General features: G+C 54.6%; 11 protein-coding genes and 1 tRNA gene. 7 read left to right on the top strand and 5 right to left on the bottom strand.

What is annotated here, in order from left to right; translation table 11 throughout:
* Positions 1–57 precede the first annotated feature (57 nt).
* A complete protein-coding gene (locus LZP96_RS16260; RefSeq protein WP_064327345.1) occupies positions 58–396 on the top strand; it encodes an endonuclease domain-containing protein in 339 nt (112 codons plus the stop codon).
* A gap of 686 nt (positions 397–1,082) precedes the next feature.
* Here the strand turns inward: LZP96_RS16260 and LZP96_RS16255 are convergent.
* The 3 genes from LZP96_RS16255 to trmB are packed head-to-tail and all read right to left on the bottom strand — an operon-like array spanning position 1,083 to position 2,901.
* Entirely contained in the window at positions 1,083–1,802 is a 720-nt protein-coding gene (locus LZP96_RS16255; RefSeq protein ID WP_064327346.1) for a YggN family protein, read from the bottom strand.
* 53 nt (positions 1,803–1,855) lie between these two features.
* Positions 1,856–2,182 (bottom strand): YggL family protein, encoded by a 327-nt coding sequence (locus tag LZP96_RS16250; protein ID WP_064327347.1) that lies wholly within the window; start codon positions 2,180–2,182, stop codon positions 1,856–1,858.
* Positions 2,182–2,901 carry a tRNA (guanosine(46)-N7)-methyltransferase TrmB gene (gene trmB, locus LZP96_RS16245; protein WP_064327348.1) on the bottom strand — a complete coding sequence of 240 codons (720 nt, stop codon included), beginning with the start codon at positions 2,899–2,901 and terminating at the stop codon, positions 2,182–2,184. The genes LZP96_RS16250 and trmB overlap by 1 nt, the downstream gene beginning before the upstream one ends.
* Positions 2,902–3,045: 144 nt before the next feature.
* Between trmB and mutY the strand changes: the two genes are divergently transcribed.
* The 4 genes from mutY (at position 3,046) to LZP96_RS16225 (ending at position 7,440) form a co-directional block, all read left to right on the top strand.
* A complete protein-coding gene (mutY, locus tag LZP96_RS16240) occupies positions 3,046–4,098 on the top strand; it encodes an A/G-specific adenine glycosylase (RefSeq protein ID WP_198324744.1) in 1,053 nt (350 codons plus the stop codon).
* Between the two features lie 25 nt (positions 4,099–4,123).
* Positions 4,124–4,396 (top strand): oxidative damage protection protein, encoded by a 273-nt coding sequence (locus LZP96_RS16235; protein WP_064327350.1) that lies wholly within the window; start codon positions 4,124–4,126, stop codon positions 4,394–4,396.
* 94 nt (positions 4,397–4,490) lie between these two features.
* Positions 4,491–5,567, top strand: coding sequence for a membrane-bound lytic murein transglycosylase MltC (gene mltC / locus LZP96_RS16230; protein WP_064327351.1), 1,077 nt, complete (start codon positions 4,491–4,493; stop codon positions 5,565–5,567).
* A gap of 616 nt (positions 5,568–6,183) precedes the next feature.
* Entirely contained in the window at positions 6,184–7,440 is a 1,257-nt protein-coding gene (locus LZP96_RS16225; RefSeq protein ID WP_064327352.1) for a nucleoside permease, read from the top strand.
* A 76-nt stretch (positions 7,441–7,516) separates the two neighbouring features.
* On the opposite strand, the gene LZP96_RS16220 is transcribed toward LZP96_RS16225, so the two are convergent.
* Positions 7,517–9,658 (bottom strand): ornithine decarboxylase, encoded by a 2,142-nt coding sequence (locus tag LZP96_RS16220; protein WP_064327353.1) that lies wholly within the window; start codon positions 9,656–9,658, stop codon positions 7,517–7,519.
* Positions 9,659–10,057: 399 nt separating this feature from the next.
* Between LZP96_RS16220 and LZP96_RS16215 the strand changes: the two genes are divergently transcribed.
* Together LZP96_RS16215 and LZP96_RS16210 are read left to right on the top strand one after the other, a co-directional pair.
* A complete protein-coding gene (locus LZP96_RS16215; RefSeq protein ID WP_064327354.1) occupies positions 10,058–10,771 on the top strand; it encodes a DUF554 domain-containing protein in 714 nt (237 codons plus the stop codon).
* Positions 10,772–10,866: 95 nt separating this feature from the next.
* Positions 10,867–10,942 (top strand) — tRNA-Phe (locus tag LZP96_RS16210).
* A 123-nt stretch (positions 10,943–11,065) separates the two neighbouring features.
* Here the strand turns inward: LZP96_RS16210 and LZP96_RS16205 are convergent.
* Positions 11,066–12,433: a VasL domain-containing protein gene (locus tag LZP96_RS16205; protein WP_064327355.1), complete on the bottom strand. Its 1,368-nt coding sequence runs from the start codon at positions 12,431–12,433 to the stop codon at positions 11,066–11,068.
* Positions 12,434–12,439: the final 6 nt, after the last annotated feature.

Raw genomic sequence — 12,439 nt, 5'->3', positions numbered from 1 at the left:
ATTCCGGATTTTGCATCCTGTTCTGCCAGCTGAGCGAAAGGCTGGCAGAGTGTGGGGATGGACAACGTAAAACAACTGCGAACGACGATGACACCCGAAGAGCTGCGCCTGTGGTATCTGCTTCGGGATCGTCGTTTTTTTGGCTATAAATTTCGCCGCCAGATGCCGATTGGGCCGTATGTCGTCGATTTTGCTTGTGTCAAAGCGAAGCTGATTGTTGAGCTGGACGGAGGGCAACATCAGGACAGGGAAGCCTATGATTCACGTCGTTGTGAATTTTTGAACGCAAATGGCTGGGAAGTGGTGCGCTTCTGGAATAATGAATTTCGGGAGAACGAGGAGGCGGTATTGATGGTTCTGTTGCAACATTTGCGCCGCCTGATGCCCTCACCCTAACCCTCTCCCACGGGGAGAGGGAACGGTGACGTCCTGCAGGTGGAGGGGATGGGGGCGAGTTTGTAGCCCTTGCGCCGCCTGATGCCCTCACCCTAACCCGCTCCCACGGGAGAGGGAACGGTGACGTCCTGCAGATGGAGGGGATGGAGGGCGAGCTTGTAGCCCTTGCGCCGCCTGTTGCCCTCACCCTGGCCCTCTCCCACGGGAGAGGGAACGGTGACATCCTGCTGGTGGAGGGGATGGGGGCGAGTTTGCACCCCTTGCGCCGCCTGATGCCCTCACCCTGGCCCTCTCCCACGGGAGAGGGAACGGTGACGTCCTGCTGGTGGAGGGGATGGGGGGTGAGCTTGTAGCCCTTGCGCCGCCTGATGCCCTTACCCTGGCCCTCTCCCACGGGAGAGGGAACGGTGACATCCTGCAGGTACAGGGGATGGAGGGCAAGCTTGTAGCCCTTGCGCCGCCTGATGCCCTCACCCTGGCCCTCTCCCACGGGAAGAGGGAACGGTGACATCCTGCTGGTGGAGGGGATGGAGGGCGAGTTTGTAGCCCTTGCGCCGCCTGATGCCCTCACCCTAACCCGCTCCCACGGGAGAGGGAACGGTGACGTCCTGCAGCTGGAGGCAAACGGTCTTTCTCCCTCTCCCCTGGGGAGAGGGTCGGGGTGAGGGGCCCAGCGCGCAGAAACGCTACTTCAGCGTCCCTACCAGCGCCTTACGGCTATCTTCGAGCGACACCACGCGTTTACACACGTCTTTGCCGAACTGCTGGAAATCGGCTTCCTGATTCTTCCACTCATTCTGGATGGAGGTCTGTAAACCGCCCAGGCTGCCCAGCACACCCTGCAAAGGATTGCCGCCGCCTTTCAGTACCGCTTTGGCGCCCATCTCATTAATACTGTCCTGCAGAATCCCGCCCATCGCCTGATTAACCAGGTTTTGCCCATCGGCGCGCACCTGATCGATCGCTTTATAATGGAATGTCAGGCCGTCGGTACGGTGCTCAATAATCCGGTTCATTTGCTCTTTGAGCTGCGCATCAAGCTTGGTCAGACGGGAACGCATATTGCTGCTCTCTCCCATCTCTTTGGTGATGATCTTATCCAGAGCCACGCGGCCTTTCTCAACGCGCGTGAGTGCGCCTTCGTCAATCCACGGCAGAGCGGTACGCAGGTCAGCCTGATAATCTTTTGCCTGTTCACGCTGCGCGGCGCTAAGGGTGTATTGCTTACCGTTGTACATGACACTGCCATCTGGCGTAATGACCAGATTGCCGTTTTCGCCTTTAACCTGCACGGTTTGCGGGCTTAAAATCACATCATCTCGCGGCGTCACTTCGCATTTGTAGTCCGCATGTGCGGCAAGCGTCGTGGTCATCAGTGCCGCAGCAAGCAGCGTTTTGCGCATCATAAAAACTCCCTCAGACAAAACGGGCCAGCTAATGCTGGCCCCGTGTTGCTTATTTAGTCCCACCAAATGTCGAAAAGTTCGCTCACGCGCACTTCTTCGAATTTGCGGTCTTCCAGCCATTTGCGCACAAGAGTCTGCTGCTCTTCGGTACATTTACCGATTTCTTGCTTACAGATCAGACCTTCCCATGCCAGGTAACCACTGCCGTCAAACGCCAGTTTGTTTGGCTCGATGACTTCATCGATGAACGCATCAACTTCTTTATCGATGGTTTCTACGCTGGTGCCTTCCGGGAAACGCCATGCAACAGAAAAACCCACTTCCTGGAATTCTTCGATATGCATCTTTTTACGCAGACGACGGCTACGGTTCTTTGCCATTATTTCACCCTCTCGAACATTAAGTCCCATACACCGTGACCAAGACGATGGCCACGCTGTTCAAATTTTGTCACCGGACGTGAATCCGGGCGCGGTACGTAGTCATTGCTCTCAGACTGATTTTTATAGCCATCCAGAGATGACATCACTTCAAGCATGTGTTCCGCGTACGGTTCCCAGTCGGTCGCCATATGGAAAACGCCGCCCAGTTTTAGCTTACTTTTCACTAACTCAGCAAAAGGGGCCTGAACGATACGGCGTTTATTATGACGTGCTTTGTGCCACGGGTCAGGGAAAAAGAGCTGAACCATGTTTAAAGAATTGTCAGGAATCATTTTATGCAGCACTTCGACCGCATCGTGACACATCACGCGCAGGTTCTCTACGCCCTCTTCGTGGGCCATGGCCAGACAGGCACCCACACCCGGGGAGTGCACTTCAATGCCCAGGAAAGCCTGCTCAGGCCGCGCTTTTGCCATGGTCACCAGCGAGGTGCCCATACCAAACCCAATTTCCAGCGTCACCGGCGCTTCACGACCAAACAGTTCGGCAAAGTCGACAGGCTGTTCAGTGAACTCAACGCCCATCACCGGCCAGTAGTTGTCCAGCGCGTGCTGCTGCCCTTTGGTCAGGCGCCCCTGACGGCGGACAAAGCTGCGAATACGGCGCAGCGGGCGACCGTTTTCATCAAATTCCGGTGAAATGACGTCGTTTTTCATAAAAGAGTAGTCTGCTTGTGAGAGTGTTCGGGAAACGGGCATTATCCAAAGTTAAGCCATCTATGCAAGCATGGGAAAGATCCGGTTTACAGTCGATTAACGCTGTGCTGCAATCTGCGTCCCTGATTATGTGAATCGATAACCATGCAAGCCTCTCAATTTTCAGCCCAGGTGCTGGACTGGTACGACAAATACGGGCGTAAAACCCTGCCCTGGCAAATTGAAAAAACGCCTTACAAAGTATGGCTCTCTGAGGTGATGTTGCAACAAACTCAGGTTGCGACGGTGATTCCCTATTTCGAGCGCTTTATGGCGCGTTTCCCGACGGTCACCGATCTGGCCAATGCCCCTTTGGATGAAGTGCTGCACCTGTGGACAGGTCTCGGTTATTACGCGCGAGCCCGCAATCTGCACAAAGCCGCTCAGCAGGTGGCCACGCTGCATAAGGGCCGTTTCCCGGAGACGTTCGATGAAGTGGCGGCACTGCCCGGCGTCGGCCGCTCCACTGCGGGCGCCGTCCTTTCTCTTTCGCTGGGCCAGCACTATCCGATTCTCGATGGCAACGTAAAACGCGTGCTGGCACGTTGCTATGCTGTTGACGGCTGGCCGGGTAAGAAAGACGTTGAAAAACGCCTGTGGGACATTAGCGAGGCCGTGACCCCTGCGTCAGGCGTAGCGCGTTTTAATCAGGCAATGATGGATCTCGGCGCGATCGTCTGTACGCGCACGAAACCTAAGTGCGAACTCTGTCCGGTAAATAACCTGTGCGTGGCCTATGCTCATCACAGCTGGGCACAGTACCCGGGCAAGAAACCGAAACAGACTCTCCCCGAGCGTACCGGCTATATGCTTTTAATGCAGCACGGTGACGACGCCTGGCTCGCCCAGCGTCCGCCGAGCGGCCTGTGGGGCGGCTTGTTCTGCTTCCCCCAGTTTGAATCCGAGGAAGCGCTTCGCGAGTGGCTGAACCTGCGAGGTATTCCTGCCGATACCCTGACGCAACTGACCGCTTTCCGCCATACGTTTAGCCATTTCCATCTGGATATTGTCCCGATGTGGCTTCCCGTGTCCTCCTTCACCTCATGCATGGATGAAGGCAGCGGTCTCTGGTATAACTTAGCGCAACCGCCGTCAGTTGGGCTGGCGGCTCCCGTGGAGCGTCTGTTACAACAATTACGCACCGGAGCAATGGTTTAGCTTCGGTTAAAAAAGAGGAACGAGTATGGCCAGAACAATTTTTTGCACCTTCCTGCAACGTGACGCCGAAGGCCAGGACTTCCAGCTCTATCCGGGCGATCTGGGTAAACGTATTTATAACGAAATCTCGAAAGAGGCGTGGGCGCAGTGGCAGCACAAGCAGACTATGCTTATCAACGAGAAAAAACTGACCATGATGAACCCGGAACACCGCAAACTGCTGGAGCAGGAGATGGTGAACTTCCTGTTCGAAGGCAAAGACGTGCATATTGAAGGCTACACGCCGCCGGAAAAATAATTTTGCGGGCTGTTGCCGGGTAGCGCTGCGCTTACCCGGCTTATAACACCTTAGGCCCGTGCCCAACGCAAACACAACACGCACTCCCGGAATGATGAAAAAAATTTTAGCGCTTGCACTTGTTGCGCCGCTGCTTGTCTCTTGTTCCTCCAAAAAGGGCGATAGCTACAACGAAGCCTGGGTCAAGGACACCAACGGTTTTGACATTTTGATGGGGCAGTTTGCCCATAACATCGAAAATATTTGGGGATTTAACGAGGTCCTTATTGCCGGACCCAAGGATTACGTTAAATATACCGACGCTTACCAGACGCGTAGCCACATCAACTTTGATGAGGGTACGATCACCATTGAGACCATCGCGGGCACCGAGCCAACGGCGCGGTTACGCCAGGCCATTGTTAAAACCCTGCTGATGGGTGACGATCCGGGCACCATCGACCTCTATTCTGACGCTGACGATATCACCATTTCAAAAGAACCGTTCCTGTACGGTCAGGTGGTCGATCAGACCGGGCAGCCCATCCGCTGGGAAGGCCGCGCGACAAAGTTTGCTGACTATCTGCTGCAAACCCGCCTGAAGAGCCGCAACAACGGGCTCAAAATTATCTACAGCGTGACCATTAATCTGGTGCCGAACCACCTTGATAAGCGTGCACATAAATACATTGGCATGGTGCGTCAGGCATCGCGTAAGTACGGTGTCGATGAATCACTGATTCTGGCCATTATGCAGACGGAATCGTCGTTTAACCCATACGCAGTAAGCCGTTCCGACGCCCTGGGGTTGATGCAGGTCGTTCAGCACAGCGCCGGTAAAGACGTCTTCCGTTCAAAGGGTAAATCCGGCACGCCGAGCCGCAGCTATCTGTTTGATCCGCAGAGTAATATCGATACCGGTACCGCGTATCTGGCGATGCTGAGCAATGTCTATCTTGGCGGAATTGATAACCCGACGTCACGTCGCTATGCGGTGATCACGGCATACAATGGCGGGGCAGGCAGCGTATTGCGGGTGTTCTCAAGCGATAAGGTGCAGGCAGCGAATATCATTAACACCATGACGCCAGGAGATGTCTACTCCACCCTGACCACCCGCCATCCGTCGGCGGAATCTCGACGCTATCTGTACAAGGTGAATACCGCTCAGAAAGGGTACCGACGCAAATAGCGTTGTTTCCTTCCTCTGAGCTCCTTCTCCCCCTCCCTGGGGGAGCCAGGAGTGTTCACCGCCCTTCTCTCCCTCCCTGCGGGGGAGCCAGGAGTGGACCACCGCCCTTCTCCCTCCCTGCGAGGAGCCAGGAGTGTTCACCGCCCTTCTCCCTCCCTGCGGGGGAGCCAGGAGTGGACCACCACCCTTTTCCCTCCCTGCGGAGGAGCCAGGAGTGGACCACCGCCCTTCTCCCTCCCTGGGGGAGCCAGGAGTGGACCACCGCCCTTCTCCCTCCCTGCGGGGAACCAGGAGTGGACCACCGCCCTTCTCCCTCCCTGCGGGGGAGCCAGGAGTGGACCACCGCCTTTCTCCCTCCCTGCGGGGAACCAGGAGTGGACCACCGCCCTTCTCCCTCTCCCGGTGGGAGAGGGCCGGGGTGAGGGCATCAGACCGCACTCCCCACCCATACGAAAATGTTATTTGCATCACAATCTGATCTGCAAATTAATATGGATTGCATTTTTTTGCGGGAGGTAACAAAACATAACGTTGCCTGCTGATAGAATCGCATCAAATAGCAACCCTGAATGTTCCCATATCAACATATCTCCCGCTCATTTGTGAGGAAAGTAACATGAACCTTAAGCTGCAGCTTAAAATCTTGTCGTTTCTGCAGTTCTGCCTGTGGGGGAGCTGGCTGACCACGCTCGGCTCCTATATGTTTGTCACGCTCAAGTTCGACGGCGCATCTATTGGCGCCGTCTACAGCTCACTGGGTATCGCGGCAGTCTTCATGCCTACGCTGCTGGGGATCGTGGCGGACAAATGGATCAGCGCAAAATGGCTGTATGCCCTTTGCCACCTCGTGGGGGCGGGCACGTTATTTATGGCTGCGGGCGTCACGACGCCAGGCGCGATGTTTATCGTGATCCTGCTTAACTCGCTGGCCTATATGCCTACGCTGGGTTTGATCAACACGATCTCCTATCACCGCATCAAGTCAGCTGGCCTTGATATCGTTACCGATTTTCCCCCCATCCGTATCTGGGGCACCATCGGCTTTATTATGGCGATGTGGGGCGTGAGCTTCGCAGGCTTTGAACTGAGCCATATGCAGCTGTACATCGGTGCCGCGCTCTCCGTGGTGCTGGCACTGTTCACCCTGACGCTGCCGCACGTTCCGGTGTCGAATCAGCAAAAGAACCAGACCTGGACCTCAATGCTGGGCCTGGACGCGTTCGCACTGTTTAAAAACCGACGCATGGCGATCTTCTTTATCTTCTCCATGCTGCTGGGCGCCGAGCTGCAAATCACCAACATGTTCGGCAACACGTTCCTGCACAGCTTCGATAATAACCCACTGTTCTCCGGCAGCTTTATTGTCGAACACGCTTCGGTGATGATGTCGATTTCCCAGATTTCTGAAACCCTGTTCATTCTGACCATCCCGTTCTTCCTGAGCCGCTACGGCATCAAGAACGTTATGCTCATCAGTATTGCTGCATGGATGTTGCGCTTCGGTCTGTTCGCCTACGGCGACCCAAGCCCATTCGGCACCGTGCTGCTGGTTCTGTCGATGATTGTTTACGGCTGCGCCTTCGACTTCTTCAACATTTCTGGTTCGGTCTTTGTGGAAAAAGAAGTGAAGCCTGAAATTCGTGCCAGTGCGCAGGGTATGTTCCTGATGATGACTAACGGTTTCGGCTGTATCCTGGGCGGCATTGTGAGCGGTAAAGTCGTTGAAATGTATACCACCAACGGCATCACCGACTGGCAGCCAGTCTGGCTTATCTTTGCCGGTTACTCGCTGGTGCTGTTCTTCGCGTTCATCGCGCTGTTCAAGTACAAGCACGTTCGCGAACCACACGGCGCACAATCTGTCGCGCATTAACAATATCCCCTCTCAGATAAGAGAGGGGCCTGCCTGACGCGGTTTCACCCCTCGTCCGCTATGGACGAGGGGGAAATCACTCGCTTTTCAGCACATAGCCGTACAAGCGCTTAATCCCATCGGCATCTTTTTGACTGTAGACGCCCTGCAGTTCCGGCGAGAAGCCAGGCAGCAGATTAATGCCCTCCTCAAGCGCCAGGAAGTAGCGCTGGACCGCGCCTCCCCACACCTCGCCAGGCACCACGCACAGGACGCCCGGTGGATAAGGTAATGCCCCTTCTGCCGCGATACGCCCTTCTGCTTCACTGATGCGCACCAGATCGACGTTACCGCGAATGTACGCCTGGTTGGCATCCTGAGGATTCATCTTCACCGCAGGGAAGCTCTCTTTGCGGAACATCGCCTTCTGCAGATCTTTGACCTTAAAGCTGACGTACAGATCGTGCATCTCCTGGCATAACTGACGCAGGGTGTAATCGCGATAACGTACCGGGTATTTGTTAAAGACGGTCGGCAGCACGTCGGCAAGCGGTGTGTCATCTTCAATGTGCTGCTCAAACTGTCCCAGCATTGCCACCAGCTGCGCCATTTTTTCAGCGCTTTCCGCCGGCGTCAGCAGGAAGAGTATCGAGTTAAGATCGCACTTCTCCGGCACGATGCCGTTTTCACGCAGATAATGGGCCAGAATGGTTGCTGGTACCCCAAACGCCGTGTATTCACCCGTTTGTGCATCAATGCCCGGCGTGGTTAACAGCAGCTTGCAGGGATCGACAAAATACTGCTCGCTGGCGTAGCCCTCAAAACCGTGCCATTTCGCGCCAGGCTCAAAGCTGAAGAACCGGCGTTCACTGGCGATAACCTGCGTGGGGTGATCCTGCCACGGACGCCCGGCGACCACCGGCGGGATAAAGGGTTTGATCATCTTGCAGTTGGCCACGATCGCTTTACGCGCTTCAATCCCCAGCGCCACGCACTCTGCCCATAACCTGCGCCCGCTTTCGCCTTCATGGATCTTGGCATTCACATCCAGCGCAGCAAACAGCGGGTAAAACGGACTGGTTGACGCGTGCAGCATAAAAGCATTATTCAGGCGTTTGTGCGGACAGAACCGTGCCTGACCGCGAATATGGTTATCTTTCTTGTGGATCTGGGAGGTTTGCGAGAACCCGGCCTGCTGCTTATGAACCGACTGGGTGACAAAAATACCCGGATCGTTGGCGGTCAGTTCCAGTAAAAGCGGCGAGCTGTCGGCCATCATCGGGATAAACTGCTCATACCCGACCCATGCAGAGTCGAAGAGAATGTAATCACACAGATGGCCGATTTTGTCGATGACCTGACGGGCGTTGTAGATGGTTCCGTCGTAGGTGCCAAGCTGGATCACCGCCAGACGAAATGGCCTGGCCTCCTGCGCTTTATCCGGCGCCACCTCGCGAATAAGACCACGCAGCCAGGCATCGTCGAAGCAGTGTTCATCAATGCCGCCGATAAAGCCAAACGGATTGCGCGACGCCTCAAGATATACCGGTGTAGCCCCCGCCTGGATCAGCGCGCCATGATGGTTAGATTTGTGATTATTGCGATCAAAAAGCACCAGATCGCCACGGGTTAACAGCGCATTGGTGACAACCTTATTTGCCGCCGACGTGCCGTTGAGGACAAAGTAGGTTTTATCCGCATTAAAGACTTTCGCCGCGAACTTTTGCGCCTCTTTTGCCGAGCCTTCATGGATAAGCAAATCGCCGAGCTTCACATCGGCATTGCACATATCGGCACGAAACACGTTCTCGCCAAAGAAATCATAGAACTGGCGACCCGCCGGATGCTTTTTGAAGAAGGCGCCATGCTGATGGCCCGGGCAGGCAAAGGTACTGTTTCCCATCGCCACATACTGCGTCAGCGTGTCAAAAAAAGGAGGCAGAAGGTTTTCTTCATAACGACAGGCGGCAGCTTCCAGCTCCAGCCACTCCTGCGCTTTGCCATCGATAACGGCGCTAACGCCTTCCGGCACATCGACTGGTTCGGCAGAAAAGAGAAATACCGGCAGCTGGAACCCGGTGCGCTTCAACAAAGCCAGAATGCCGCTGCGGCTGTCGGCAGGGGTCATAACGACCGCCGCCACATCGGTAAAATCGGTGTTATCTAACGCAACCACTTCCCGGTGCGTGGAGAGGACCGACATGAGCGCGTGGCTGACGGCAATTTTCAGTGATTTCATATGCACAAATACCCGTTTCAGGGGAATAAAAAGCCCCGGGCAGCATGGCGGCCTGCCCAACGAACGCGTCTGACTGGAGTACAGCTCCGATCGCCAGACATCAGTAAAATCAGAACACGTCTGGTTTTACTGTTGTCCTGCAGTGAGCCTGCGTGAACCTCACCGCATGATGAGAGTAGAAGAGGAACAGCTGAGACGGACAGGTTTTCGCGCAGTGGTAAATATCATCATCATGGGCGGCCCGTTATCCGGCAGGAGAAATTTCGCGCAATGATGTCACCTTTTATTTTGGGGTGCAAGAGAGAATCCTTATGCAATTTTCAGGCAAAATTGCCCCCACAATGTCCTTGTTGATGTAATAATAATGCACAATCAATGATTATATAGCTGGAGTACATTTTGGTTATTGGACCGTTTATCAACGCCGGGGCGGTACTTTTAGGCGGGGTGTTGGGCGCCGTATTAAGCCAGAGATTGCCGGAGCGGATTCGCTCATCAATGCCCTCTATTTTTGGTCTGGCTTCGCTGGGGATCGGTATTTTACTGGTCGTCAAATGCGCCAATCTACCTGTTATGGTACTGGCGACATTGCTGGGCGCATTGATTGGGGAGTTTTGTTATCTGGAAAAAGGCATTAACAGCGCGGTGGGTAAAGCAAAGCAGCTGATTTCACGTCCGGGTAAAGCAAAGAGTGGTTCACACGAAACCTTTATACAAAATTATGTCGCCATCATTATTCTCTTTTGCGCCAGCGGAACGGGCATTTTCGGCGCCATGCAGGAAGGCATGACCGGCGATCCCAGCATATTGATTGCCAAGGCGTTTCTCGATTTCTTCACCGCGACAATCTTTGCCACGACGCTTGGCATCGCCGTAGCCGCCATCAGCGTGCCGATGCTGCTGATCCAGCTTGCGCTTGCCACCTGTGCCGCCTTGATCTTACCACTGACGACGCCGGCGATGATGGCTGATTTCACCGCCGTGGGCGGCCTGCTTTTGCTGGCGACCGGTCTGCGGATTTGCGGTATCAAAATGTTCGCCGTGGTGAATATGCTTCCGGCTCTGGTGCTTGCTATGCCCCTTTCCGCGCTATGGACACATTTTGCCGCATAAGGATTCATCAACCTGGTGAGAGAATGTGCAGTCTGTAACGAAAACAACAAATTTCGTTGACGACAAAGGCCCAATCGGGTTTAATGCGGCCCGTTGCCCGGATAGCTCAGTCGGTAGAGCAGGGGATTGAAAATCCCCGTGTCCTTGGTTCGATTCCGAGTCCGGGCACCACTCTTTAAAGAACCCAGCCTATGGCTGGGTTTTTGCTTTCTGGGCCTGTTGCATTATGACGGCAGTCAACTCGAACAAGATTACTCACGCTGTGGCATTTTTGACGCAATACCAGAATGAGAACTACTGGCCTGCAGTCAGCATTGAGTAGTTTGTGATAAGCTGCTTCAGATGCTGCTCTGTCTGCATTTTTTGCGCGGACGTTATCATCTCTGGATTTTCCTCTATACTCATCCGCCGCAACTGTTCCTCAATTGGCACTGTTTTACTGAATGCCTGGGTAGCAGCAAATACCTGTGATTTTAGCTCGCTAACGGTAATATACTTTCCTTTCTGCCCATCCAGGGCATTGAGCTGTGTCGTCATCTCCTGAAGTTTGAGCATCCCCTCATGCCAGCCGTTCATCGCATCATCAGATAGCGTTGAAGCACTTAACTGTTGCTGCCATTGCTGTGCCAAAAGCTTAGCCTGTTCCGGCCACAATCCCTGAACCTGTTCTGTAAGTTTTCGGCTGTAAGCAAGATTCCAGTCCGGGGATAACTGACCCAGCCGGGCAAGCTGCTGCTGTGTTTGGGCAATAAGATCCTTCGACAAGGGAGACTGCTGACGCAACATGGCTAGCGTTTCAGGGGTGAGTGGGACAGGTAACGGAGCCAGTGAAGCAGCAAACAGGGTCTGAAGCGGGTCTGGTCGGTGAAGAAACTGCCAGCTCCATACCGCGACGGTGCTTATAACCAGCATGGTACACATACCTGCAGCGAAGGATTTCCATTTTTTTACCGGAGTGGGCATTGCGGACAACACCTCCACGTTCGGCGGCTGTTCTGAGCGAACAATGTACACCCACTTCACTGCACTTTCAGTAGGGCTATCAGCAGGGCCCATTGTGGACGTGCCCGCATCATTCATCACGGCGGCGGACAACGCGTTACCCGTCTGAATGGCTGAGTCTGAGCCAGAAGTGCCGTCACTGTTTTCCAGCCTGACTACATTGTTGTGTATCAGGACACGTAATGTTTCAAGCTGGCTGTGATGTTTAAGCTCCAGGCGCTGAAGCACCTCCCCCAGCCTGGTAAGCAGCTGCTCCGAACGATACAACGGGCTAAGATCGCTGTAATTTAGTGAAAGTGTACGCATCCGTTGCTGCAGGCGCTGACTCAGACTACTGAGAATTTCCATGCGTGCATGGACCGGCTGAGGCCACAACGCCCCCCACTGATGGCTTATCAGTGCCTCGAGTATCGTCAGCCCTTCATTGAGCCCGGATAAGCCGGCCAGTTGCGTACGCGTAAGCGTATACCAGGCCGCCGTCTGCAATTCCACACCGTTCTGTTCAAACAGTGAGAGACAAAGTTTTTCGGCATAATGCCAGTTCACATCCGGACGCGCCGGATGGTTCAGCTTGCTCAGCTCATCACGCAGGGCGGCATAATCCGGTAGTGTGCGCGGGTCGCCGCCGGTTTTGATTTTACGCGGGGTGATGTCATTCATGACCAG

The sequence above is a fragment of the Huaxiibacter chinensis genome, from assembly GCF_022171985.1.
Lineage (GTDB): Bacteria > Pseudomonadota > Gammaproteobacteria > Enterobacterales > Enterobacteriaceae > Enterobacter > Enterobacter chinensis_A.
This window is presented reverse-complemented; position numbering and strand designations above follow the sequence as displayed.

What these genes read in the sequence shown, in the direction of transcription:
- mltC (WP_064327351.1), top strand. Translation starts at nt 4,491, where the DNA reads ATGAAAAAAATTTTAGCGCTTGCACTTGTTGCGCCGCTGCTTGTCTCT.
- LZP96_RS16205 (WP_064327355.1), bottom strand. Translation starts at nt 12,433, where the DNA reads ATGAATGACATCACCCCGCGTAAAATCAAAACCGGCGGCGACCCGCGC.
- LZP96_RS16250 (WP_064327347.1), bottom strand. Translation starts at nt 2,182, where the DNA reads ATGGCAAAGAACCGTAGCCGTCGTCTGCGTAAAAAGATGCATATCGAA.
- LZP96_RS16225 (WP_064327352.1), top strand. Translation starts at nt 6,184, where the DNA reads ATGAACCTTAAGCTGCAGCTTAAAATCTTGTCGTTTCTGCAGTTCTGC.
- LZP96_RS16220 (WP_064327353.1), bottom strand. Translation starts at nt 9,658, where the DNA reads ATGAAATCACTGAAAATTGCCGTCAGCCACGCGCTCATGTCGGTCCTC.
- LZP96_RS16235 (WP_064327350.1), top strand. Translation starts at nt 4,124, where the DNA reads ATGGCCAGAACAATTTTTTGCACCTTCCTGCAACGTGACGCCGAAGGC.
- mutY (WP_198324744.1), top strand. Translation starts at nt 3,046, where the DNA reads ATGCAAGCCTCTCAATTTTCAGCCCAGGTGCTGGACTGGTACGACAAA.
- LZP96_RS16255 (WP_064327346.1), bottom strand. Translation starts at nt 1,802, where the DNA reads ATGATGCGCAAAACGCTGCTTGCTGCGGCACTGATGACCACGACGCTT.
- trmB (WP_064327348.1), bottom strand. Translation starts at nt 2,901, where the DNA reads ATGAAAAACGACGTCATTTCACCGGAATTTGATGAAAACGGTCGCCCG.
- LZP96_RS16260 (WP_064327345.1), top strand. Translation starts at nt 58, where the DNA reads ATGGACAACGTAAAACAACTGCGAACGACGATGACACCCGAAGAGCTG.